Raw genomic sequence first — 24598 nt, 5'->3', positions numbered from 1 at the left:
TACTGGAGGTCAACCGCTTGTCGCCCGAACCGCTGCTAACGTTTTTATCACCGCCGCTTCCTTATTTTATCGAATCGAACCGAAGTCGGGTCGCCCCCGGCTGGGAGCATCCGAACCGCTGCAATCTGGGCGTATTCGATCTGCTGTTCGTACATAGCGGCACGCTGCATGTAGGGGAAGAAGACCGCGTGTGGACGCTTAAACCGGGACAAATGCTCATTCTTCGTCCGGATCGCTGGCATTACTCGACCGGTCCATGCTTTGAAGAAACGGTATTCGACTGGGTTCACTTTCAAACGGCTGGCCAATGGGAAGAAGTCCAGGATGGAGAAGCCGGCGCGCTGCGGGGGGACTATTACTCGTATGCGATCCGTCTGCCGAAATCGATGACGCTTGCGTATCCGGACGAGGCGGTCTCGTTGTTCAGCAAACTCCATGAAGCGGCCAAGGGAACGAGTCACGCCGCGTTCTGGCAGCGACAACAGTGGTTCCTTCACCTGCTTCAGCTCTTCGACGAAGGGTGGCGCAGCGACGCAGCCAGAGCGCCGATCGCGGTGGCCGAAGAGGCGGCAGCCTACTTGAAGCTGAATTACCGCGATGCCGTGACGAATCGCAGACTCGGCGACGTGCTCGGGCTGCATCCGAATTATATCGCCCGGTGCATGAACGAAGTGTTTGCCTGTACCCCGCAGCAGTACTTGGTTGCATATCGGCTGGATCAGGCCAAACTGCTGCTGCTCAAAACCAACTGGCCAATCGCCAAAATCGCCGAAGAGACCGGCTTTAAACAAACGCCGCATTTCTCGAGGTCGTTCGCCGACCACGTCGGCGTAACGCCGCTGTCTTACCGGAAGAAGTATACCGGCAGCGCGCTGCCCAAAGAAATGCTTCGTCTGCGCGCGGATGGGGATTAAATGCCGCGCTTGCACGGGCAAAGAAATAGGCTGCTACCGCCAATTCTGTTGAATGGCGGGAGCAGCCTATTTGTTTTTGCGCATGATCGACATGCGCGTAGAGATTAGAAGTTGAAGTTATCCGGATCCGGACCGAACCGCTTCGACTGATTCAGCGCCGTAATGCGGTCCATGTCTTCTTGCGCGAGCACGAAGTCGAAAATATCGGCATTCGACTGAATACGCGAAGGCGTCGTCGATTTGGGGATGGTGACGACTTCGTTCTGGAGATCCCAGCGGAGCACGACTTGCGCCGGCGATTTGCCGTAGCGCTCGCCGATCTGGGCCAATAGGGGCAGATCAAGGTTGCCCTGCATGAGCGGACTCCAAGCTTCGAGCTGGATGTTGTTCGCGCGGCAATACTCGAGCAGTTCAAGCTGGGCGAGCAACGGGTGATATTCGACCTGGTTCACCATCGGCACGATCGTTGCGCCGTCTTTCAAATCTTCCAGATGGTGAATCTGGAAGTTGCACACGCCGATCGCGCGGACGAGACCGTCCGCGTAGAGCTTCTCCAGCGCGCGCCACGTCTCCTTGTACTTGCCCTTCACCGGCCAGTGGATCAGGTACAGGTCGAAATAGTCGAGGCCGAGCAGCTTGCGACTTTGTTCGAACGCGGCCAGCGTCGATTCGTAGCCTTGATCGGCGTTCCACACTTTCGTCGTGATGAACAGCTCTTCCCGGGCGACGCCGCTTTCGCGGATGGCTTGTCCGACGCCTTCTTCGTTGCGGTATGCCGCGGCGGTGTCAATGCTCCGGTAGCCGGCTTCGATGGCGTTCTTGACGGATTCGACGACGCTTGCGCCGTCGCTGATTTGCCAGACCCCGAAGCCGAGCCAAGGCATGCGAACGCCATTGCGGAGCGTGGCGGTATCTTTGATCGAAGTAACCATTGTTTACATCCTCCTAATTTGGATAATAGGCTGATATTAAAGGCTAAGTTCGTAGATGGCTTTGACGTCTTCTTTGTTCAACTGCTTGAACGAGCCGATCGGCCCGAAACGCACGGCTTCTTCCGCCATGCGATCGAGGTTGTCGCGGCCGATGTTATAGTGCGACAGCGTCGCCGGGGCGCCGATCTTGGTGAAGAACGCGCGCGTCGCTTCGATGCCGGCGAGGGCCAGCTCGTCCTCGGATTTGCCCGCCGGATCGATGCCCCAGACGCGAACGGCATACTGCGCGAAGCGGTCCGGACGCGCATCGTAGACGTATTTCATCCAGTTCGGGAACACGATCGACAAGCCGGCGCCGTGCGGGATGTCATAGATCGCGCTAATCTCGTGCTCGATGCCGTGGGACGCCCAGTCGTTCGTCATGCCCAAGCTGATCAAACCGCCGTTCAGCGCGAGCGTGCCGCACCACATAATATTAGCGCGCGCCGCGTAATTCTCGGGCTGCTCCAGCGCGATTTCGGCATTCTCGATGACGGTCTGGAGGATGGACTCGCACAGCCGCTCTTGGAGCGGCGTGTCCGTCGTCAGACTGAAGTATTGTTCGAATACGTGGGACATGATGTCCACGACGCCGTTCACGGTTTGATCGCGCGGCACGGTATATGTAAGAGTCGGATCGAGAATCGAGAAGCGCGGATAAACATGAGGGCTGCCGAAGCCGCGTTTCAGCTGGGTTTCCCAGTTCGTGATGACGGAACTGCCGTTCATCTCCGAGCCGGTGGCCGCGAGTGTCAGCACCGTACCAAGCGGCAGCGCGTCTTGCACGGCCGCCTTGCGGTCGAGGAAGTCCCACACGTCGCCTTCGTACTTCGCGCCGGCGGCGATGGCCTTGGAAGCGTCGATGACGCTGCCGCCGCCTACGGCCAGAATAAATTCAACGCCATGCGTTCTGCACAACTCGATGCCCTTGTTGACGGTCGTCAAACGAGGGTTCGGCTCGATGCCGGACAATTCGACCACCGATGCGCCAGCCGCGTTCAATTGTTCCAGCACGCGATCGTACAGCCCGCTTTTTTTGATGCTGCCTCCGCCGTATACAAGCAGAACCGATTTGCCGTACTGACCGATCTGCTCGCTTAGTTTGCTTAATGAGCCATCTCCGAAAAAGATAGCCGTCGGATTGCGGAACGAGAATGGATTCATGCGGACAACCTCCTATTTAATTATTCCAAAAGTTAATGAAAACAAGAATATGATGCGGTACGTCCATCATTTTAGTCATTACGGCGAGGAGAGTCAAGTAAGGCGGCCTTCTAAGCTATTAATCTATTGATTTGATTAACTTGCAGGTTATATAATTGGACTATCTCAAGCAAACGGAAGGTAGACGGGCGCAATGAACATCGAGGTCAGTACGGCTAACATGAAATTTCTGGAATGTTTCTCGTCGGAGACGCGGGTGCGGATCATCGAACTGCTGCGAGAGCAGTCCCGCAATATCAAAGGCTTGTCGGAGGCGCTTGGCATCCAGCCGCCGATCGTAACCCGGCATATCCAAATGCTCGAGGAAGCGGGGATCATCCGCAGCGAGCTGGTCCCGGCGACCCGAGGCATGCAGAAGCTGTGCATACTCCAGCTAGGCGAGGCGACGCTGAATTTCAAGCGGCCGGAGGAAACGCACGTGCCCGGGTGTCATCGTACCGTCGTGCCGGTCGGGCAATATGCCGACTATCAGGTGTCGCCGCCATGCGGGCTCGTATCGGGCGCGAAACGCATTGGCATGTGCGACGATCCCCGTTACTTCGGCGACCCGGAGCGAATGAATGCCCGCATGCTGTGGTTTGCCAGAGGGTACGTGGAGTATAGAATACCCAATTACCTCGTTCGGGGCGAACGTCCATGCATGCTCGAAATCACGACCGAGATCTGCTCGGATGCGCCTTGTTCGACGTCCGAGACGCCGTCGGATATTACGTTTACGGTGAACGGCCGAGAACTCGGAACCTGGACGTGTCCCGGCGAGTTCGCGAGTCCCCATGGCAAATTTACGCCGCACTGGTGGACGAAGACGCAGTATGGACGCCTCAAGACGGTCCGGGTAGACGGCAGCGGTACGTTCATCGACGGCGTGCGAACGTCGGGGATGACGATCGAAGGTCTCGATATTCGCCCGGGAGCGGAGCTGAGGCTGCGGATCGCAAGCTTAGACACGGCACGGCATAGCGGCGGGGTATCGCTCTTCGGAAGCGGCTTCGGCAATTACGATCAGGACATTGAAGTGAATTTGTGGTACGACCATCATAACAACGCGGAGACCGGCTCCTAAGCCGGTCTTTTTTTGCATATATTAACAAAGCGCCAGACAGGAAATATAAGGATCGTGGGCGAATGTGTATTCAAGACACGTTGCGAAGCTTAAACAGAATGGAGGATGACCATGAGGGATTCGTTGACAAGATCGAAACGCATGCTGCTAAGGCGAACGCATCCGCAGGACATAAGCGCGATTCTCGAAATGGAACGCCATCCCGATAACGAACGGTTCGTTCATCAATGGGAACCGGAAGAGCACATGGCGGCGGTACGGAGCGAGCGTCATCTGCACATCGTCATCGAGAATCTGTCGGGCAGACCGATCGGTTATATGATCGCGGCAGGCTTTCAACCGGAATCGGACGAGATGGAGCTGATCCGACTGGTCGTGGGAGAAAAAGGCAAAGGGTATGGCAAAGAAGCGCTGAAGCTGATCATGGGCCTCGTCTTTCGCGAGCTCAATAAAAAGCGGCTGTGGTTGGATGTGAGGGCAAGCAACGAACGCGCGCGGAATCTATACGTTAGCGTTGGCTTTTACGAAGAGCCGGCGCGACAACGGACCGTTGGAGGCGATCTGGAAGAGGCGCTGCTGGCGATGACCATCGGCGAGGCGGAGTACTTCGGGAAACACGCGCGTTGATGCCGGGAGCAGACCTTAGAATGACATTAAGGTGAAAGGTTAGCTGCAACAGGCGAACCAACCCTGTTTTCATAGATTCGGGTTTCAAGCGTTGCGGAGTCGGGTAATGGACATTACGATTTGCCATTTGGCTAGAACGATGGCAGACTCGCGACAATCCCCCGGCACGCAGGGGATTTTTTGCTGCGGATGCTGATTTTTTCGGCGCATGAAAACAGTAAACCCGCACGTATATATGGGAGAGTCATAGCTCTCGCAATGGGACGGCATTTAACAATCTAAATTTTCAGAAAATAGAGTGCCAACATCGGCGCTCCTGTGTATAATGTAAGAAACCGCGCAAATCACGTCAACTTATTTTACATAGTCATAACAAAGATCTTCCGCCGAGGGGGTTGGCTTCATGGTTCATACCGCATCGATCGGTTTGTCCGCGCGCGATTTGTATTTGTTCAATCAAGGCGATTTGTTTCATAGCTACCGCACGATGGGGGCCCATCCGATCCGGCTGGGCGACGAGTCCGGCGTCAGGTTTGCGGTCTGGGCGCCAGGCGCTCGTTCCGTTCATGTCGTCGGTTCGTTCAATGACTGGAACGGAGCGGGGCATTCCATGGAGAAGGTAGGAGAGACGGGCGTGTGGAGTCTCTTCGTACCCGGCATCGAGCCCGGCGCGCTGTATAAGTACGACATTCAGACGCCTTCCGGCGGGCGGTTGCTGAAGGCCGACCCGTATGCTTTCCAGTCGGAGAGGAGGCCGCTCACCGCTTCCGTCGTCGCGGATTTAACGCGGTTCCGTTGGACGGACGACTTATGGCGTCGGCGGCAGCAGGAAGCCAGCCCTTATCAAGAGCCGATGCTTATTTATGAAGTGCATCTCGGATCCTGGCGAATTAAAGGCAAAGAAGATTTTCTCACTTATGAGGAAATGGCCGACGAATTAATTGATTACGTGGTCGGAATGGGGTATACCCATGTCGAACTGCTCCCATTGACCGAGCATCCGCTTGATCAATCCTGGGGCTATCAAGTGACGGGCTATTATTCGGCGACGAGCCGCTATGGGACGCCGGAGCAGCTGATGCTGTTCGTCAATCGGTGCCACGAGCGGGGAATCGGCGTCATTCTGGATTGGGTACCCGGTCATTTCTGTAAGGACGATCATGGACTTCGGCTGTTCGACGGCACGCCGATCTACGAGGGCGCGAATCCGAAGCGGGCAGAGAAGCCGCTGTGGGGAACGCTTGCGTTCGATTTCGGCCGAACGGAAGTGCAAAGTTTTCTGATTTCGAACGCCATCTTCTGGATGGATGTTTATCATATTGACGGTCTTCGCGTCGACGCGGTCGCCAGCATGATCGACCTGCACTTCGACAAACCGCCCGAGCTGCTGACGTTTAACGAACACGGCGGCACGGAGAATACCGACGCGATCGTGTTTCTGAAGCGGCTCAACGAAACGGTATTTCACTACTTCCCGGACGCGCTCATGATCGCGGAAGACTCCTCGGCTTATCCGGCCGTCACGGCTCCTACGTACATGGGCGGGCTCGGATTTAATTTCAAGTGGAATATGGGCTGGATGAACGACATGCTCCGTTACATGGCGCTCGATCCTTCGGAACGGAGCCGCCATCACCATTTGATCACCTTCTCGCTGATGTATGCCTTCTCCGAAAATTTCGTCCTTCCGCTATCCCATGACGAAGTCGTGCACGGGAAGCGTTCGCTGCTCAACAAAATGTCCGGCAGCTACGAACAGCGATTCGCGCAGCTGCGGTTGTTTTACGGGTACTGGATGACGCATCCGGGTAAGAAGCTGCTGTTCATGGGCGGAGAATGGGGGCAATACGACGAGTGGAAAGATGCCGAGTCGCTGGATTGGATGCTGCTCGATTATGACGCGCACCGGCGCATGAATGACTACGTGCAGTCGCTTAACGCGGCCTATGCCGGTCAGGGAGCGCTGTGGGAGCGGGATTGCGATCCGGCCGGATTCGAGTGGGTGGATGTTAACAATGCGGAGCAGAGCATGATCGTCTTCCTACGCAGAGGCCTTGCGCCCGAGCGGTTCTCCGTGGTCGTCTGCAATTTCTCATCCCGTCATTATCGGGATTATCGGGTCGGCGTTCCGGAGAAGGGGCGATACGGACTTGCGCTCAGCAGCGACGGCGAGGAATTCGGCGGCGCTTCGACGGATTGGAGACGCGCCGCCGAAGCGGAGGAGACGCCTTGGCACGGCCGGCCGTGCAGCATCGCGATCGACGTGCCGCCGCTGTCGTTCCAATTGTTCCACTATGAAGGGTTGGTGCCCGTCCGTAAGAAAGGACGATCCAATAAGAGAGTGCTTCTATCCAATTAATCAGCGGCGGCGGGCATAACCGGCAGCATGAGGACGGGAGGCTTGCTTTCACTGCGGCAGCCTGCGGTCAACAGATGGCGGAATAGCGTACCGAATGTCGCAAGCGGGGAGAGTTGACCATGGGCCGTAAAGAAATGATCGCGATGCTGCTCGCCGGCGGAGAAGGCAAGAGGCTCGGCGTGCTGACGAAAGACCTGGCGAAGCCAGCCGTTCCTTTCGGAGGAAAATACCGCATTATTGATTTTACGCTTAGCAACTGCATGCATTCGGGCATCGATACGGTCGGCGTCTTGACGCAGTACCAGCCGCTTGTCCTGAATACCCACCTGGGCATCGGCAGCCCGTGGGGGATGGATCGCAGAGACGGCGGCATGGCCGTGCTTCCGCCTTACGTCAAGCAGAAGGGCGGCATGTGGTATAAAGGGACGGCCAATGCTATTTATCAGAACATGGGCTTTATTGACCGATTCGATCCCGAATACGTCCTCGTTATCTCGGGCGACCATATTTATAAAATGGATTACGATCTCATGCTGCGCGAACATAAGCGCACGGGCGCCGACGTCACGATCGCGGGCATCGAGGTGGGATGGAAGGAGGCTAGCCGTTTCGGGGTCATGCACGTTTCGGGCGACGGCAAGATCACCTCGTTCGAGGAGAAGCCGAAGGTGCCGACGAGCAACCTGGCTTCGATGGGCATTTATATTTTTTCTTGGACGGTTCTCCAGCAATACTTGATCCGCGACGAAGCTAACCGGCTGTCCGGCAACGATTTCGGCAAAGATATTATCCCGGCCATGCTGCAAGATAACATGCATCTGCACTCCTATCAATTCCAAGGGTACTGGAAAGACGTCGGCACGATCGAAAGTCTGTGGGAAGCGAACATGGATTTGCTGGCGGAGAAACCGGCGCTGGACTTGAACGACCGTCAGTGGAGGATCTATTCCGTCAATCCGAATCGTCCGGGTCATGTAGCGGGGCCGGAGGCGGATATCGTTAGCTCCTTGGTGACAGAGGGTTGCGTCGTGGAAGGGCGCGTCGAGCGTTCGGTATTGTTCCATGGCGTACAGTGCGGGGCGAACACGCGGATCGACGATTCGGTCATTATGCCGAACGTGCGGATCGGCCGCGGCGTGCGGATATACAGGGCGATCGTCGGCGAAGGCGCCATCATCGGCGACGGCGTCACGATCGGCAGTCCGGATGTTCAGACGATTACCGTGATCGGCAGCGACGAATGCGTGACCGCTAGTCATTCCTTGCAGGAGGTGGAGCAGCCATGAACCGCAATTTGCTCGGCGTCATTAATCTCATTCACGAATCAGACGAATTGGAATCGCTCACCGCGTTCAGATGCCCGGCGTCCGTGCCGTTCGGCTCTCGGTACCGGCTCGTCGATTTCGCGCTCTCCAGCATGGTCAACTCCGGCATATCCAAAGTCGCGGTATTCGCCCATACCAAATACCGATCGCTCATGGATCATCTGGGCTCGGGCCGGCACTGGGATCTCCATCACCGCCAAAGCAGACTGTTCGTGCTTCCTCCATTGACGGACGACGGCAACGAAGTGCGCCGGGGGGACTTATTCCACTTCTATCAGAATCGCGATTATTTCAACCGCAGCGACATGGATTATGTCGTCATCACCCGCAGTCACATGGTGTGCAACGTTGACTTCGGCCCTGTGCTGGAACAGCATGTCGAGACTGGCGCGGACATCACGGTCGTCTGCAAAGTGCAAAGCGATCTGCTCGGCGGGACGGCGCGTAAGGTCAGCTTGGACGGTGCGGGGCGAATCACGGGCATCCAAGATCATTACGGCCGCCTTGACAGCGACCTGGTGTCGATGGAAATGTACATTATGCGGAAAGAACTGCTCATGGAGATCGTCGATTCGTCGCTCGCGCAAGGGAAGGATCATCTCGTTCGGCAAGCGATCATGGGCAGGCTAGACGAGTTGAACGTGAGAAGTTATCTCTATGACGGTTATTTGGGCGTGGTGAACACGGTCGAAAGTTATTATCGAAATAGCTTGGAGCTTCTTCGTCCCGATGTTTGGCGCAGTCTTTTCTTTGAGCCGGGGCCGATTTTTACCAAAGTCAAAGACGAACCGCCGGCTCGCTATTGCAGCGGCGCCAAGACGAGTAATTCGTTAATCGCCAATGGCAGCATTATCGAAGGGACGGTCGTGAACAGCATTATTTTCCGCGGCGTTCATGTGGCGAAGGGGGCCGTCGTCCGCAACAGCATCGTGATGCAAAATGGCGTGATCGGCGAGAATTGCGTGTTGGACCGGGTGATTTTGGATAAAGACGTGCGAATCGAACCGTTTCGCGAGCTGCGAGGGGCGGAGTCGGTGCCGTTTCTTGCAGGCAAGCGAAAAGTCATCTGAACTCGCGCGGGTGAATTAGGATTATGGTAGGAGGTAAACGCAATGAGACTGTTATTCGTCGCATCCGAGGCTGTGCCGCTGGCGAAGACGGGAGGGCTCGCGGATGTCGCGGGCTCTCTGCCCAAAGCATTGAAAGAACGCGGCGTTGACGCGGGGGTCGTCATGCCCAAGTATGGCTCTATACCGGAAAGCGCTGCGACGCAGATGATTCCTTTGGCGACGTTTACGGTGTGGGTGGGCTGGAGGCGGCAGTACTGCGGCTTGCTAAAGGCGGAGATCGAGGGCGTCACGCACTATTTTATCGACAACGAATATTATTTTAAGCGCGGCGGATTATACGGGTACGACGACGATCCCGAACGGTTCGTATTCTTCTCGCTGGCCGTGATCGAAGCGCTGCGGTTCATGGATACGCCGCCGGATATCCTTCACTGCCATGATTGGCAGACGGCGCTCGTGCCTTACCTGCTGCGAACCAAGTACGGGCATGTCGCGGAATGGGCATCGATCGGAACTGTGTTTACCATCCACAACTTGAAGTATCAAGGCGTGCTCGGCACGCAGCAGCTGATGGATTTGGTTGGCATGGGGGATGAGATCTACGGTTATCGCGGATTAGAGTATTATGGCGCGGCGAACATGATGAAAGGCGCGCTCGAATATGCGGACAAGCTGACGACGGTCAGTCCAACCTATGCGGACGAAATCCAAACCGCCGAATACGGAGAAGGCTTGAACGGGCTGCTCCGGCATCGCGCCGCCGATCTGGCCGGCATCGTGAACGGTATCGACACGATATCGTTCGATCCGATGAACGATCCGGCCCTCGTTACGCCTTTCCGGAATTCGCTGGCGAAGAAACGGCGCAACAAGCTGGCGCTGCAGCGTGAACTGGGGCTCCCGGAGTCGGAGAGCACGCCGCTCATCGGCATCGTCTCGCGTCTAGTCGATCAGAAGGGCTTGGATTTGGTCGCGGCCGTGCTCGGAGAGCTGTTGGACGAAGATGTTCAGTTGGTCGTGCTTGGTTCGGGCGATCCGCATTACGAGGGGATTTTCCGCCACGCGACGGAGAGTCGGCCGGACAAAATCAAAGCGTGGTTCGGCTTCAACGATTCCTTGGCTCGCCGGATCTATGCGGGCAGCGATATGTACCTGATGCCGTCTTTGTTCGAGCCGTGCGGACTTAGCCAACTGCTGGCCTTGCGTTATCGGTCCGTGCCGATCGTCCGCGAGACGGGTGGCTTGCGGGATACGGTGAAGTCCTACGAGGAAGCGACGGGCGAAGGGAACGGATTCAGCTTCGCGTCATATAATGCCCACGATATGCTGTTCACGATCCGTAGAGCGCTCGGACTGTATCGGGACGAGAAGACATGGGAGAAAATCATCTCGAACGGCGTCAAGGAAGATTACAGCTGGACGAAATCGGCTAAAGCTTACATGGCGCTCTACCAGGAGCTTGCTGGCCGGCGGAAAGCTGCGGAGCTATCTGGCGTTAATTGAACGATGGTAATCGATCTTGCGTTTGGATATGAAATAAGATTCATGCCTTCATAAGTGCTTATGCGAAGAGCTGCCCGAACGGCTGCTCTTTTTTTTGCGATTTTCTTGAAAGGTCTAGGTTTTTGCGCTCCTTCAGGAATGAAAGACGCGCTGCAAAATCCGGCGAAAGTCAGATTGGGGTGTGCCGCTGCTCGCGTGCATGAAAATCCGCCGAAACTTTATGCCCGCGAACTAAAGACAATCGAAACGGAATGCGTTACAATGTAAAAAAGATTTTATACGTTAGATATGTGTTATGAAAACTGACAAATGGTATGAAATGAGGGATCGGTTCATGGCGGAGACGAAACGGATGGCGTCCTTGTCGGAAGACGGGGAACGTGCGCCCATGGATCTGGACGCGAGATTCGGGTCGGAGGGTCCCTTTTCATATGAGAACGTAAAACCGAGAAGAGACGGAGTGGTCTTCACCGTTTCGGAATTTATCGAATCGGGCTTGATTCGCGACAGCGCGCTGGTTGCCGGCGCGCAAGGGCTTGACGGGGCGGTCAACCGGATCAATGCGATCGAATTGCTGGAAGACATCAACTGGGTGAGGCCTGGTGAGCTCGTCATGACGACGGGGCGATTGCTGCGGGATCATCCCGAGCGTTACGTGGAGACGGTCGAGGCGCTCGCCGAACGAGGCGCGTCGGCGCTAGGCATCCGTCTCAGCGCGGAGAAGGATCCGCTGCCGCAGGAAGCGATCGAGCTAGCGGAGCGGTTCCGGCTGCCGCTTATCGTGCTTCCGAAGGAAGCGGAATTCACGTCGATCAAGCGCGAACTGCTCGGCAGCGTTATCGAACAAGAGTCGGCGCAGCTCGCCGCGATCGAGGAGCGCGTGCAGTCGGTCAGCCGCATGCTGTCGGGCGGCAGCGGCATCATCTCGTTCATGGATCATTTGGAATCGCTGTTCGGCAATCCGTTAGCCATCGTGAGGAAAGGGAAAGAACCGATTTATTCGCGGCGGCTGCGGGAAGCCCCGGAGACATCCGAGACCGTGGTCGCCGGAGACTGGCTATTCGAGGAAGCGGCGCTAACCTCGAAAGGACGCGGATACCGTTATCCGGAAGAATGGCTGATGCACGATGAATCGGTTATGGGGGATGAACCGGCCGGTCAGCTGTACGTTTCGGATATTTCTCCCGCTATGCCGGCCTCAGCCTACTTGATCCTGATCGGATCGGCGCGGACGGTCACGTCCGTCGACGCGCTGACGATGGATCGGCTTCATGCCCTGGCCGGATTGGAATTGTCCAACTCCGAGGCGCTTCGCGAGGCGAAGAACAAATATACGGAAAATTTCTTGATCGACTGGCTGAGCGGGCGTCTGGCGAGCAGGACGGACATCCGTCTTCGCGCGGAAGCGGTAGGGAGCAGCATTTCGATCGACCGGCCGTTCACGGCGGCGCTGGTCGGTCTGGAGGAGGCCGGCGAGCAGACGCTGAAAGCGGCGGCCGATCGGATCTCATCGTCGGTCTTCCCCGAATACGGTCCAATCTTTGCTGGCGTCTACGAGCGCGAGCTTGTCCTCGTCATGCCCGGCGAGCGCAAGGCCGACGCGAAGTTGATGGCGGAGCTGCAGACGATCTGCGGCGACCGGGAGTTCTATATGTATGTGGGCAAGCAAGGGAGCGCGGAGAAGCTGTACGCGAGCTTAACGGCCGCGAAGCGGGCCAAACAAGTAGCGGCTATTTGCCGCTTGAACAGTAAGCTTGTGCGCTACGAAGATCTGGGCATCTACAGCTTGCTCTATCTCGTCCCGCGGGGGGAAGAATGGGATGCCGTGCTTGAACGGTACATCGAACCGATTCTATTGGCTGACCGCAAGGGCGGGAGTCTAATGGAGACGCTCGAGGCGTTCTTCCGCAGCAACGGCAACGTTCGATTGACGTCGGAGATGCTGGAGACGCACTATAATACGGTCGTGTACCGGTTGGAGAAGGCGCGCCAGCTGCTGGGCGCGGATCTGGATAACGCGGAAGTCCGCCTGCAGCTTCAGTTGGCGATCAAGATGTATCGGATGGGCGCGCAAGGGTAACGAACCGAATAGCTGCTCGGAAAGAAGCGCTGCCGTCTCCGGCAGCGCTTCTTTCTCTTTCGTATGGTCTGCTAGGTGCTAGTACAGCCCGCCTCGCAGAACGATGACCAGCAAAATGTAGAGAACAAGGATGATTCCGATGGCCGACCCTACAAAAACGCCGACCGGACCGCAACCCGTGTTAACGCCTGCTACAGGGTATCCCACTGTACATACCTCCTATGTCGTTTGTTGTTGTGATTTTTTCCTGATCACATTGTTACTATATGTGCGGGGATCGATTTCGTCTGGACGAATGTACGGGTTGCGCGGAATTTACGCGATCGCCTACGCGGGAACGCGCTACAGTCCGCTAGGCGGCAGACTTGTCGGACATTGGCCGCCGATCGGCGGGAGCGGGAGAGCGGCGCTAAACTGCCGGATGTGCTTCACGCGCGTTTCCGAGGTCGAGGTTAGGCCGTTGCCGACGAAGATCATCCCGCACGAGCTAACGGCAATAATGCCGACGCTGTCCACGCATATTCTCGGTTGCACGTTCGTGACCGACATGTTCACGTCCGTGAATTCGTTCGTCGGCTCGATGATCGCCGGAAGCGGGCGCGAGAAGACCGAGTAGGATTCGAAGAACATTTCGCGGCGCCGGCTGTGACGCTGTTGGCGCTGCACGGCCAGCGCCTGTACTTTCGCGTTAACCTCGCCCCGATCGCCGAACTGCACGATGGACGCGCTGCTCGCGCTGATGATGTTGATCTTGCCGAGATGGGAGACGCGGACCGGATAATCGTTCATCGGTTCACCGTGATCGCTTCGTTCGACGCGAGCGAAACGGAAGATTCTCCTTCGGCTTCATCCGCGTCTTCGGGAGGCCCTAGAGGCGCGATCGGACCTACGACGACGGATTCGGGCGGCGTATCGAACATCGAATAGAGGGAGTATTGCTCCGTGTCACCGATCTGAAAGACCGACGAGCTGGCCACGGCGGTCATTTCGATGCTTCCCACGTAGAGCGAATGATTGATTACCTTCAAGTTCATAAAGGATCTCCCCCTTGGTTGGCGCCAGCCGCCCCTCCGCGCAGCTGGTCCATATAGGCGCGGAGGGCGGCGTCGATATCTCTGGTGGTCTTAGCCAGCACGAGAGCGGCTTGCTGTTGGGAGAACGGGGACTGCGCGGCATTGCCGGAGGATGGCGATTCGCTTTCTCCCGATACGCCCGCGGCCGCGCGTGCCGTCTGTTGAATATAATATTGAACCCTAGATGACATCTGCTTGCGAATATCCTCGATGATGAGCCTGCGATGGTACGGGTCGAGCGGAAGGCCGTATTCGTTCTCCAGTTGCGCGAGCTTCTGCGGCGCGGTCTGGTTCAAATACGTATCGACCTGTTGCCGAATTTCGGGATACGGCGGCTGAGGGGCAGTCGCGCCGGGGCCGCTCGTGGCGCCCATTGCCGGGAATTGATTCGGTCCGCTCGTCGCAGAATCTCCGGATGCCGACGGCGTTTTGCCGGGTGCGGTAAGCCCGCCGGGCATGACGAGTTGGCCGATTTCTTTGATGTATTCTTCGTTCGGCGGCGTCATGCCGATGTTCAGCGTGCCGTCGAGCTTTTCGACCTTCAGCTGGTCGAAGGCGTATTCCATCTTCTCGATATGGTAGACCGGCCGGTTCTCCGCCGCTTGCAGGCGGACGCGCAGCTCGTCAAGCTGGCGCTGCAGTTCGGTCATGAGCTGCTGCTGCTCCTGCAGCTTGCCTTGCATTTCGAATAACTGCCGTTGTTGAAGCTGTACGCGTTCGGATAGTCCCATGCACAGCTGCCATGGCGTCAGCGCGGGACCGCTCGGGGTTTGCATTGGGGCCACCTCCGGTCTTCATTGGCTTAGGCGGGATTCGGCAGCGGGACGAAGGAAAGCGGGTTTTCTTGTCCTTGTCCGAGCTGGGGAGCGGGGCCGGTGAAGCCGCCGCTGTTGTACAACTGGGATAACGAGCGGATTGAACCGGACGTCCCGATTTGAAGGACCGACGAATTCGTCAGGCTGTCCACGCGTAATTGGTGAATCGTAATATGCTGGTGAACCGTCATGCTCATACGACGTTCACTCCGCTGCCGACCTCGCTGGAGGAGTTGTCGATCAGATCCGGGTCGAGCGTGCTAGTCGCGCTCACGGCGTTGTTGGAATTGCTCAGGCTGCCCGTCAGGAACGAGCCGGAACCGGCATACGTTTTGGAGTTGCTGCTTGGCGACATTTGGACCGAGTCGCCGAACTGAACGATCGAGCTGCCCCCGAGACTGACGATATTGACGAAACCGACGACTGCTGGCATACAGGGTCACTCCTTTTATAAAATGCGATCATGGATATTACATCGTATGCGGGCATTCGCCCAGACGTTCCTTCCCTTTCCCGGCGATGTGGCGGACGAAGACGACTGTAACCGGTTCTGGGCGGGACGCATACGATATAGCCAGCAGAGGAGGTGGGCGCAGGTGGCGTCGCAGTGGGAAGAGCTGGAGAAGTGGATGAAGGGGCAGAAACTCCCCTCGGGCTTCGATTTGTTCCGGGATCCGTCGTGGGTGGAGAACTATGTGCGCGGCATGGTGTCCAAGGCGCTGCCTGCCGTCGGAAGCGCGTTGGGGACGGGCGTGGCGGACGTCTCGGAGACCAAGCGTTATGTGACGGTCGTGTATCCGGTGGATGCAGGGGCCGATCTGTCCCGCTTGCGCGTGCTGGTCAGAGAGGATAAAATGCGCATCGACGGACTGCCCGGAGGCAAAAGCGAAACGGTCAAGCTTCCGACTCTGGTGCTTCCGGACCGTGCCACGGCGATATTGGAAGGCAATGCGCTAACCGTAAAAATGCTTAAACGGACTGGCCGCAAAAAGGTGGCAGACGTGGGCATCGTCAAACGCGGCTGAATGCCGATGACGGCGGCGATAACGGGCGTTCGAGCGGAAAAGTTGCGGCTGGCGGGATCGCGACGAATCCCGTATAATGCAAGAAGATGTCCTAAAAAGAAGAGGGAGTGTTTGGCTTTGACGGTCGATGTCAGCAATGTATCCGCCAGCTTGTTCGTGACGGGAGCGCTGTTTATTCTGCTTATCTTTTCGTTGCTTAGCCTCGGGGTGCTTCAGATGTTCCAGCAGCGATTCCGCAATGGCGCGTTCAGCTTCGCCGGTGCGCTCGTGAGCGGCGTCGCGTTCGGGATCGTCCTGAACCAGTGGTTTTTGTAGCGTACATAAATATTGGATTTCGGACCGCCCGGTTCGTCGCTTGCGACGGATTCGGGCGGTTTTCTTATATTGCGAATTACAGGTCTTCTTTACGGGAATGTGCACGGACGATAACGAAAACGAAAGCGGTTTCGCCCGCAAGCTGGGCATTTTATTCAATTCGCTGAGAACGGTTTAAAAATAGTCAATAATCCAAGTTGCCAGAACATAAGATGGAGTATAAGATATTGATAAGAGAGAATATTCAGAAAACTTAGACATCGGAAGAGGGAGGGGTTGCCGTGAATAAGAGCTACGAGGTGGAGTACTGCAATTTGGAACTGCGATTCGACCGCCGGCAAATCCAGAATCTGATTCGTGATTTAATTCAGGAAGGGTACTCGCTCTATTGGAGCGAGACGGATGTCTACTTTCTTATTTCGGTCCGCAGCGGACGCAAGCTCGTGAAGCTCCGGTTTCAACGGGTTCGCAGCCGCTATAAAATAGTGGGCGATTATGTGATCAAAGACGAGAAACTGTCCGAACTCATCGAGAAGCTTATCAACGATTCCAGGGGCCACGCCGTCGTCAAGCGTTTTAAAGACCGGCAAATCGTCATTGAAAGCATCATGTTTGGCGAAATTATTCGACTTGTGGAGGTGTCCGGCATGGAACACAGAATCATTTATCAGAAAAAACCGTACGTGACCGTCGAAGAAGTGATTCAGGCGTTTCAATCGAAGCGGGCAGAGGAACGCGCGGCAGTGCTGCGGCTTGAGCTTGATTACGAGCTGTCCGTCCTTCACGAGGCGATAACGGAGGGACATGAGGAGATCGTCGCCGCATCGAAGGAACGTCTGGGCACGCTGCGAATCGAGATGATCCAGCTTGAGTTGTAGTCCGGTTACGCGCATGCGCAAAGCCGAATAAGCTCCCGGGTTTCCAGCCCCGGGAGCTTATTTTGTTGATCGTTCACAAATGTGGTTAAAATGAAGATCTGATGAAAACCGCATTTTTCAGGTTGATTATGGTTTTCAATCCCGATTAAAAAGAGTAAAATAGCTGTATTGTTACACTATAACATATAGAAAAGGGATGGAAGAGCCGTATGTCAAAACAACAAATTGGTGTTGTCGGGTTGGCCGTCATGGGCAAAAACCTGGCGCTGAATATCGAGAGCAAAGGATTCACCGTATCGGTGTACAACCGCTCCCGCGAGAAGACGGACGAGCTTCTAAAGGAAGCCGAAGGCAAAAACCTTGTCGGTACTTTCTCGGTTGAAGAGTTCGTGCAATCGCTTGAGTCCCCTCGCAAAATCCTGATCATGGTCCAAGCCGGCGCCGGCACGGACGCGACGATCGACGCGCTTGTTCCGCATCTGGACAAAGGCGACATCATCATCGACGGCGGCAACGCCTACTTCCCTGATACCCAGCGCCGCAGCCGCGATCTGGAGGAGAAAGGCATTCGCTTCATCGGCACCGGCGTATCCGGCGGCGAAGAAGGCGCGCTGAAAGGCCCGTCCATCATGCCGGGCGGACAGGAATCCGCATACAAGCTGGTCGAGCCGATCCTCACCGCAATCTCCGCGAAAGTCGGCGATGACGCTTGCTGTACATATATCGGTCCGGATGGCGCCGGCCATTACGTGAAAATGGTTCACAACGGCATCGAGTACGGCGACATGCAGCTCATCTGCGAAGCCTACGATCTCCTGAACCGCGTTCTCGGCGTCAGCACGGAAGAGCTGCAATCGATCTTCTCCGAGTGGAACAAAGGCGAGCTTGACAGCTACCTGATCGAAATCACGGCCGACATCTTCTCCAAGTACGATCCGGAGACGAACAAACCGATGGTCGACGTCATTCTCGACTCCGCCGGCCAGAAGGGCACGGGCAAGTGGACGAGTCAAAGCGCGCTGGACCTGGGCGTGCCGCTGTCCATCATCACGGAGTCCGTATTCTCCCGCTTCCTCTCCGCGTTGAAAGAAGAGCGCGTCGCGGCAAGCAAGCTGCTTAAAGGACCGCAACCGGCTCCTTACCAAGGCGACAAAGCGGCATTCATCGAAGCGGTCCGCAAAGCACTGTTCGCGAGCAAAATCTGCTCGTACGCGCAAGGTTTCGCCCAAATGCGCGCGGCTTCCGACGAATACGGCTGGAACCTGCGTTACGGCGACATCGCCATGATCTTCCGCGGCGGCTGCATCATCCGTGCCGGCTTCCTGCAGAACATCAAGGACGCGTACGACCGCAACCCGGAGCTGCGCAACCTGCTGCTTGATTCGTACTTCCAAGAGGTTGTCGAATCTTACCAAGGCGCATGGCGCGAAGTTGTCGCGACGGCGGTTACCCAAGGTATTCCGGTACCGGGCTTCGCTAGCGCGCTCGCATACTACGACAGCTACCGGACGGAGCGTCTGCCGGCTAACCTGCTGCAAGCGCAGCGCGACTACTTCGGCGCCCACACGTTCAAGCGCGTGGACAAAGAAGGCACGTTCCACTTCAATTGGATGCAGAACTAATTCGGACTTGCAAGGAAACCGTCGGCGGCCGCCTGCAGGCAGCTGCGCAGCCGATCGGCCTCCGGGCCGGAGCCGCCGCGCTGCTTGATGAGAATCATGGCGGCCTCGACGTAACCTTGGAACGACTTTAATAAGACTGGCTGGGGAAGGCTCGATAACACGGGCGCTTCGTCAGCCATTTTCTTTTTTATATACTCCAGCATCCAGACGACGTCCTCGCGGCATAGCGGATATTCGGGCGATAGCATGCGATCGAACCGGTTGCGCGCCAGATGCGGCTCTTGACCCAGAGCCATGATGACCCACTCCTTGAAACGGTAATTTGTCAATGTTGTCCTGTTATCATCTGTACGGCAAAATCAACATTTTTATACCCTTCAGATCGGAAATAATGATATGATAGGGGCAAATCAATAGTTTTAATCCTGTAAAGCAAGTGGGTGTACATATCGTGACACAACCATTAACGCCTCCCCGGCATATCGTGCTGGTCGGCTTCATGGGTACCGGCAAATCCACGGTAGGCCGTTTGCTCGCACAGCGGGGCGGCTTCGAGGTCGTAGACGTGGACGCCGAGATCGTTCGGCGCGAAGGCCGCACGATTCCCGAATTATTCGCGCAATTCGGAGAAGATTATTTTCGCGCGGCGGAGACGGATGCGCTGCGGTCGGTTATGGGACAAGCCGGAAGCCTGGTAATCGCCACGGGCGGCGGCGCGGTGCTTCGTCCGGAGAATCGGACGCTTATGACGGAAGGCGGTCTCGTCGTCGCGCTTACCGCGACGGCCGAACAGATTATGGCCAGAGTAAGTCAAGATAAGGGCAGGCCGCTGCTGCAAGGGAACCTGGAAGAACGCGTGCATAAGCTGCTGTCCGAACGACGCACGGCTTATGATTTCGCCCCGGTTCGCATCGATACGACCGGGTTGAGTGCGGAGGAAGTCGCCGAAGCGATCTGGGACGCATGGCTCATCAGTCAGAACGGCCGCTAGACGCCCGAGCCAGAGGAGCCATGAAGCGTTCCCAATCTGAAGGAATAGATTACCTACATTAAAGGAGCCGAATTTTTCATGGACGTTATCGTAACCCCAACACCTAAGCTGCAAGGCGAAATTCAAGCACTCTCCTCCAAAAACTACACGACGCGGTATTTGCTGGTCGCTGCGCTTGCGGAAGGCACGAGCACGATCTACTACCCTGCGCACAGTGAAGACAGCGATGCGATGCGCAGATGTATCCGCGATTTGGGCGCCGGCATCGAAGAGGACGACGAGAAAATCGTCATTACCGGCTTCGGCCGCAAGCCGAGTGACGTGAAGGAACTGGACGTGGGCAACGCGGGCGCCGTACTGCGCTTCCTGATGGCAATCGCCGCGTTGAGCCCGGAGGTCACGTTCATTAACCGGTACCCGGACTCGCTCGGCAAGCGCCCGCACGACGATTTGATCGAATCGCTCGGTCAGCTTGGCGTTCAGGTTGAACATCAGAGCGGCAAACTCCCAATTACGATCAGGGGCGGCGCTGTGAAAGGCGGCAAGATTACCGTATCGGGCGCCGTAAGCTCTCAATTCCTGAGCGCGCTGTTGTTCTTGACGCCGATGCTCGAGGAAGATAGTGAAATCGAAGTGCTGCATGACTTGAAATCGAAAGTAGTCGTCGGCCAAACGCTGGAAGTGCTTGAGCAGGCGGGAATCGTTATCGAGGCAAGCGAAGATCTGATGCATTACCGTATTAAAGGCAACCAGCGGTATGAAGCCAAGGAATACATCGTCCAAGGCGACTATCCGGGATCGGCAGCCATTCTCGCGGCGGCGGCGGTCACCAACTCCGACGTCACGGTTCATCGCTTGCTGGAGAAGAGCAAGCAGGGCGAGCGCGCCATCGTGGACGTGCTGCGCGCCATGGAAGTACCGCTTACGCACGAGAACGGCGTAGTGCGCGTCCAAGGCAACGGCAAGCTAAAAGCGCTTGAATTCGACGGCGACAAGGCGACGGATGCGGTGTTGGCGATGGTGGCGGCCGCCGTATTTGCCGAAGGAACCTCGCGTTTCTACGATGTGGAGAACTTACGGTACAAGGAATGCGACCGGATCACCGACTATTTGAACGAGCTGCGCAAGGCCGGCGCGAACGTCGAAGAGAAGCGCGATGAAATTATCGTGCACGGACGTCCGGAAGGCGTGGAAGGCGGCGTGGAGATCAATGCGCATTACGACCATCGCGTCATTATGGCGCTTACGGTCGTCGGACTCCGCGCGAAGCATCCGCTTCGCATCCGCGACGCGCACCACGTGGCTAAGTCATACCCGATTTTCTTCGAGCACCTGAAGGCGCTTGGCGCCAACGTGGAATGGGTAGAATAGAAACGGTTTACCGGACACAGTAATCCATAACGGAAGGGGTGCTTTCGACTTATGGCATTTGTTAATCCTAGCCGTGACGACATTAAAACCATCTTGGAACAATCGGACACGATCGCGGTGGTCGGATTGTCGGACAATCCCGAGCGGACGTCGCATATGGTTTCCGCCGCCATGCAAGCCAAAGGTTACCGTATCGTTCCGGTTAATCCCAACGCCGCCACGATTTTAGGCGAGACCAGTTATGCGTCTCTTGCGGACATTCCGTTCCCGGTCGATATCGTCAACGTATTTCGCCGCAGCGAGCATACGCCAGGCGTGGCGGAGGAAGCCGTCGCGATCCGCGCGAAGACGCTTTGGCTGCAGCTCGGCATAGCGCACGAAGACGCAGCTCGGATCGCGGGGGATGCGGGGATGAACGTAATAATGGACCGATGCATCAAGGTCGAGGACTCGATTCTGCTTCCGCACGGAAAATCCAAATCTTGACGGTCATATAAAACGTGCGCGTCTCCCACAATAAGAGAGGTCCCAGCTAGCCGAATCGGCCAAGCAGACCAAACTTAACGAATTCGAGGAGGACTACACGTGTACCAAAACAACTTTGGCCAACAACAACAGTTCCAATCCCAGAACAGATATCAGCCGGTAGGCTTCGTGCAATCCCAATACCAAGGGATTCCAAAATCGCCTGCGCAAAGCTTCTCGTCGAGCAGCTTTTCGTCTAATAACAGTTTCCAACAGCCCGTAATTTCGCATGTTGGTTACACGGCCGGCAACAGCCAAAGTTTCAGCAATCAACCTAGCGCCTTCTCGAACACATCGTTCAGCCCGGTGTTGTCGCATGCGGGATCGTCGGCCGGCCAAAGCTTCAACTACCAGTCCCACGGTCCGGTTCAAGCGCAAACGTCGAGCTTCACGCCGGTTATCAATCACTTCGGCGGCTCGTCGGCGCAAGGTTTCAATAACTTCCAATCTGCTGGCCAATCGCAAGCGCGCTCGAGCTTTCAGCCTGTGATTTCGCATGTTGGTTACACGGCCGGACAGGATTTCAACAATCAATCCTCGTTCAGCGCGCAACCTTCGTTCAACTCGCAAGCTTCGTTCAGCTCGCAGCCATCGTTCAGCTCGCAGGCTTCGTTCAGTTCGCAGCCTTCGTTCTCGAACAGCTTCTCGCCAAGCTCGCAAGCTTCGTTCGGCGGCAACAGCTTCGTGCAAGCTCAAACGCCGTTCAACCCTGTCCTGCAAGCGACGCAGCAGCAGAACTCTGGTCCGGTTATCTCGCATACGGGCTTCTCTGCCGGCTCGCAGCAACAGTCGAGCTTCGGTTTCAACAACCAACGTTTCTAGAATCGGGGTTTTGTATGAGCGAGCGGCGGATCATTGGCATCCGCCGCTTTTCTTTTGACAAAGCGCGATTGAACACGTACCATCAATACATATCCAAATACGCGTGACGTACAATGCCGCCATGAGAGGAGGGTCAGGATGAACGTCATGGGGCATTTGCAGCAGCTCGGTCGATCTTTGATGCTGCCAACGATCGTTCTCCCCGGCGCGGCGATCCTGCTAAGTTTGAGCGTGCTGCCATGGGCCAGCTTCGGCTTGCCGGATATGCCTCGCTATTTGCATACGGCCGGCGAGGCCTTGTTTCATTGGCTGCCTTATTTATTCGCGTTCGGCGTCGCAATGGGCATGACGAGCAATGCCGGTGCGGCGGGATTAGCCGCCTTAGCCGGAATGTTTATTTATGCCAGCTTGATCGGCCAAAGCCGCTTCGATATTCAGCCGACCGTGCTTACCGGCGTCATGATCGGCCTGGTAACGAGCTTTTTTCATGAAAGGTTTAAAACCATCCGTTTCCCGGAATACATACAGTTCTTCGGCGGACCCCGATTTGTACCTCTGATCGTTAGCTTGTTTTCGGCGGTATGGGGAATTCTGATGATCGGAATTGCGCCCGGCGTCCAGAATATGCTGGTGGAACTTGGCGAGGTTGTATCGTCTGGCGGCGGCTTCGGCGTGTTCTTGTTCGGCTTCGTCCTTCGCATACTGGTCGTGTTCGGCTTGCATCATCTGGTAAGCCATGTATTCTGGTTTCAAGTAGGCGGATACGAGCAGGCGGACGGCACGATGGTGTTCGGCGATCTCTCGCGTTTCTTCGCAGGCGATCCAACGGCCGGCGCGTTCATGGCCGGTTTGTACCCGACAATGATGTTCGCGCTTCCGGCGATCGCGCTCGCCATCATTCATGAAGCCCGCGAAGATTTAAAGCCCAAGATCAAAGCTACGTTTTTGTCCGCTGCATTATCCTCATTCTTAACCGGGGTGACGGAGCCGGTGGAATTCGCGTTCTTGTTCGTGGCCCCGTATTTATTCGTGATCCATTCCGTATTATCGGGTCTTGTCATGTGGTTGACGTTCGAGCTGGGGATCCGGCACGGCTTCTCTTTCTCGGCAGGCGCGATCGATTTTGTGATCAACGAGCACTTGGCTACAAGGGGGTGGCTGCTCATTCCGATCGGGCTTGGGCTTGGTCTCATCTATTACGTGCTATTTCGTTGGGCGATCCGACGCTTCGGTATTCCGACGCCGGGGCGGGAGGAAGGCTCTCAGCTCGACGAATGGGCGGGAGATATCCCGTATCGAGCACCTCTTATCTTGCAGGCGATCGGGGGCAAGGAGAACATACAGCAGATGGAAGCCTGCATCACCCGTCTTCGCTTGAAGGTTGTTAGCGACAAGCTGATCGACAACAATGCGCTGAAGCACTTGGGCGCGGCCGGCGTAATCCGGCTTGGGGGAGGCAACGTGCAGATCGTGTTCGGCACGTACTCCGAACTCATACGCGAAGAGATGGACAAGGCGATTCGGCGGGACCAAATGCGGGTGCTGTTCAGCGCGCCGATGCAAGGCCGAATGATTCCGCTGACGGAGGTGCCCGACCCGATCTTCGCGGGCAAGCTGGTCGGCGACGGAGCGGCTTTCATTCCGGAGCGCGGGGAACTAGTGTCGCCGGTAAGCGGCAAGGTTATTCACGTGTATCCGTCTATGCATGCGATCGGCATTCGGACGCCGGAAGGGCTGGACGTTCTGCTGCACATCGGCATCGACACCTCGCAACTGAAAGGCAAAGGATTTACCGCCGTCGCCCGGGAGGGCGATCAAGTACGGCCGGGTCAGCTGCTGATCAAGTTCGACTTGCCTTTCATCCGCGAACATGCCAAGTCGCTCGCAACGCCGATGGTCATTACGAACGCCGACCGGATCAGCTCTTGGAGCTATGCCCCGTTTAAGAGCGTAAAGCGCGGCCAAGCGTCGGTCATGTCGGTTGTCCTGAAAGAGAGAAGCAGTAGTAGCAGTGGAGGGGATTAA

The 24598-nt window shown here is 56.5% G+C and carries 25 protein-coding genes and 1 pseudogene; 17 read left to right on the top strand and 9 right to left on the bottom strand.

Features of this window, described 5'->3' with window-relative positions:
• The first annotated feature begins 17 nt into the window (after positions 1 to 17).
• On the top strand, positions 18 to 914 hold the full coding sequence (locus tag BCM02_RS22255; protein WP_148931330.1) for a helix-turn-helix transcriptional regulator: 897 nt from the start codon (positions 18 to 20) through the stop codon (positions 912 to 914).
• Positions 915 to 1018: 104 nt separating this feature from the next.
• Here the strand turns inward: BCM02_RS22255 and BCM02_RS22250 are convergent, their stop codons facing one another.
• Positions 1019 to 1846, bottom strand: coding sequence for an aldo/keto reductase (locus tag BCM02_RS22250; RefSeq protein WP_148931329.1), 828 nt, complete (start codon positions 1844 to 1846; stop codon positions 1019 to 1021).
• Positions 1847 to 1882: 36 nt separating this feature from the next.
• Complete coding sequence (locus BCM02_RS22245) at positions 1883 to 3049, bottom strand: iron-containing alcohol dehydrogenase (RefSeq protein ID WP_148931328.1); 1167 nt, start codon at positions 3047 to 3049, stop codon at positions 1883 to 1885.
• A 193-nt stretch (positions 3050 to 3242) separates the two neighbouring features.
• Here BCM02_RS22245 and BCM02_RS22240 point away from each other — a divergent pair, with 193 nt between their 5' ends.
• From BCM02_RS22240 to BCM02_RS22210, 7 genes are all read left to right on the top strand, one after another.
• A complete protein-coding gene (locus tag BCM02_RS22240; protein WP_148931327.1) occupies positions 3243 to 4172 on the top strand; it encodes an ArsR/SmtB family transcription factor in 930 nt (309 codons plus the stop codon).
• Between the two features lie 123 nt (positions 4173 to 4295).
• The gene (locus BCM02_RS22235; protein WP_187434350.1) at positions 4296 to 4799 is read left to right on the top strand and encodes a GNAT family N-acetyltransferase; all 504 of its coding nucleotides are present in this window, start codon (positions 4296 to 4298) and stop codon (positions 4797 to 4799) included.
• 403 nt (positions 4800 to 5202) lie between these two features.
• Positions 5203 to 7158 (top strand): 1,4-alpha-glucan branching protein GlgB, encoded by a 1956-nt coding sequence (gene glgB / locus BCM02_RS22230; protein WP_148931325.1) that lies wholly within the window; start codon positions 5203 to 5205, stop codon positions 7156 to 7158.
• A gap of 119 nt (positions 7159 to 7277) precedes the next feature.
• Positions 7278 to 8444 (top strand): glucose-1-phosphate adenylyltransferase, encoded by a 1167-nt coding sequence (locus BCM02_RS22225; protein WP_148931324.1) that lies wholly within the window; start codon positions 7278 to 7280, stop codon positions 8442 to 8444.
• Positions 8441 to 9553 (top strand): glucose-1-phosphate adenylyltransferase subunit GlgD, encoded by a 1113-nt coding sequence (glgD, locus tag BCM02_RS22220; RefSeq protein ID WP_148931323.1) that lies wholly within the window; start codon positions 8441 to 8443, stop codon positions 9551 to 9553. The genes BCM02_RS22225 and glgD overlap by 4 nt, the downstream gene beginning before the upstream one ends.
• Positions 9554 to 9595: 42 nt before the next feature.
• Positions 9596 to 11056 (top strand): glycogen synthase GlgA, encoded by a 1461-nt coding sequence (gene glgA, locus BCM02_RS22215; RefSeq protein ID WP_148931322.1) that lies wholly within the window; start codon positions 9596 to 9598, stop codon positions 11054 to 11056.
• Positions 11057 to 11390: 334 nt separating this feature from the next.
• Entirely contained in the window at positions 11391 to 13136 is a 1746-nt protein-coding gene (locus BCM02_RS22210; RefSeq protein WP_187434349.1) for a PucR family transcriptional regulator, read from the top strand.
• A 78-nt stretch (positions 13137 to 13214) separates the two neighbouring features.
• Here BCM02_RS22210 and BCM02_RS22205 read toward each other — a convergent pair whose 3' ends face one another.
• From BCM02_RS22205 to BCM02_RS22180, 6 genes and pseudogenes are all read right to left on the bottom strand, one after another.
• Positions 13215 to 13343, bottom strand: a complete 129-nt coding sequence (locus BCM02_RS22205) for a sporulation protein YjcZ (RefSeq protein WP_148931320.1) — start codon at positions 13341 to 13343, stop codon at positions 13215 to 13217.
• Positions 13344 to 13478: 135 nt separating this feature from the next.
• Positions 13479 to 13925 carry a spore germination protein GerPE gene (locus BCM02_RS22200; protein WP_148931319.1) on the bottom strand — a complete coding sequence of 149 codons (447 nt, stop codon included), beginning with the start codon at positions 13923 to 13925 and terminating at the stop codon, positions 13479 to 13481.
• Between the two features lie 74 nt (positions 13926 to 13999).
• Positions 14000 to 14170, bottom strand: a pseudogene (locus BCM02_RS22195) (hypothetical protein); the annotation flags it as partial.
• Positions 14167 to 14985 carry a spore germination protein GerPC gene (gerPC, locus tag BCM02_RS22190; RefSeq protein WP_148931317.1) on the bottom strand — a complete coding sequence of 273 codons (819 nt, stop codon included), beginning with the start codon at positions 14983 to 14985 and terminating at the stop codon, positions 14167 to 14169. The gene gerPC and the pseudogene BCM02_RS22195, both read right to left, overlap by 4 nt.
• A 26-nt stretch (positions 14986 to 15011) precedes the next feature.
• Positions 15012 to 15221 (bottom strand): spore germination protein GerPB, encoded by a 210-nt coding sequence (locus BCM02_RS22185; protein ID WP_148931316.1) that lies wholly within the window; start codon positions 15219 to 15221, stop codon positions 15012 to 15014.
• Positions 15218 to 15457, bottom strand: coding sequence for a spore germination protein (locus BCM02_RS22180; RefSeq protein WP_148931315.1), 240 nt, complete (start codon positions 15455 to 15457; stop codon positions 15218 to 15220). Before BCM02_RS22180 ends, BCM02_RS22185 begins: the two co-directional genes overlap by 4 nt.
• Positions 15458 to 15503: 46 nt before the next feature.
• Between BCM02_RS22180 and BCM02_RS22175 the strand changes: the two genes are divergently transcribed.
• The 4 genes from BCM02_RS22175 to gndA all read left to right on the top strand — a co-directional run bounded on the left by BCM02_RS22175 (position 15504) and on the right by gndA (position 18864).
• Entirely contained in the window at positions 15504 to 16049 is a 546-nt protein-coding gene (locus BCM02_RS22175; protein ID WP_148931314.1) for a hypothetical protein, read from the top strand.
• Positions 16050 to 16160: 111 nt separating this feature from the next.
• Positions 16161 to 16364, top strand: a complete 204-nt coding sequence (locus tag BCM02_RS22170; protein WP_148931313.1) for a hypothetical protein — start codon at positions 16161 to 16163, stop codon at positions 16362 to 16364.
• 281 nt (positions 16365 to 16645) lie between these two features.
• Positions 16646 to 17242, top strand: a complete 597-nt coding sequence (locus BCM02_RS22165; protein WP_148931312.1) for a hypothetical protein — start codon at positions 16646 to 16648, stop codon at positions 17240 to 17242.
• A gap of 209 nt (positions 17243 to 17451) precedes the next feature.
• The gene (gndA, locus tag BCM02_RS22160) at positions 17452 to 18864 is read left to right on the top strand and encodes an NADP-dependent phosphogluconate dehydrogenase (RefSeq protein ID WP_148931311.1); all 1413 of its coding nucleotides are present in this window, start codon (positions 17452 to 17454) and stop codon (positions 18862 to 18864) included.
• On the opposite strand, the gene BCM02_RS22155 is transcribed toward gndA, so the two are convergent.
• Complete coding sequence (locus BCM02_RS22155; RefSeq protein ID WP_148931310.1) at positions 18861 to 19160, bottom strand: hypothetical protein; 300 nt, start codon at positions 19158 to 19160, stop codon at positions 18861 to 18863. The two genes, gndA and BCM02_RS22155, sit on opposite strands and share 4 nt — an antisense overlap.
• A gap of 155 nt (positions 19161 to 19315) precedes the next feature.
• Between BCM02_RS22155 and BCM02_RS22150 the strand changes: the two genes are divergently transcribed.
• The 5 genes from BCM02_RS22150 (at position 19316) to BCM02_RS22130 (ending at position 24598) form a co-directional block, all read left to right on the top strand.
• Positions 19316 to 19855 (top strand): shikimate kinase, encoded by a 540-nt coding sequence (locus BCM02_RS22150; protein WP_281288217.1) that lies wholly within the window; start codon positions 19316 to 19318, stop codon positions 19853 to 19855.
• Between the two features lie 78 nt (positions 19856 to 19933).
• Positions 19934 to 21226, top strand: a complete 1293-nt coding sequence (gene aroA, locus BCM02_RS22145; protein ID WP_148931309.1) for a 3-phosphoshikimate 1-carboxyvinyltransferase — start codon at positions 19934 to 19936, stop codon at positions 21224 to 21226.
• A 51-nt stretch (positions 21227 to 21277) separates the two neighbouring features.
• Positions 21278 to 21712, top strand: coding sequence for a CoA-binding protein (locus BCM02_RS22140; RefSeq protein WP_148931308.1), 435 nt, complete (start codon positions 21278 to 21280; stop codon positions 21710 to 21712).
• Positions 21713 to 21811: 99 nt separating this feature from the next.
• Positions 21812 to 22573 (top strand): hypothetical protein, encoded by a 762-nt coding sequence (locus BCM02_RS22135; RefSeq protein ID WP_148931307.1) that lies wholly within the window; start codon positions 21812 to 21814, stop codon positions 22571 to 22573.
• A 138-nt stretch (positions 22574 to 22711) separates the two neighbouring features.
• Positions 22712 to 24598 carry a glucose PTS transporter subunit IIA gene (locus BCM02_RS22130; protein ID WP_148931306.1) on the top strand — a complete coding sequence of 629 codons (1887 nt, stop codon included), beginning with the start codon at positions 22712 to 22714 and terminating at the stop codon, positions 24596 to 24598.

This window comes from Paenibacillus methanolicus (assembly GCF_008124765.1).
GTDB lineage: Bacteria > Bacillota > Bacilli > Paenibacillales > Paenibacillaceae > Paenibacillus_Z > Paenibacillus_Z methanolicus.
Note: the sequence above shows the minus strand (reverse complement) of the source record. Positions and strands in the feature narration are given on the sequence as shown.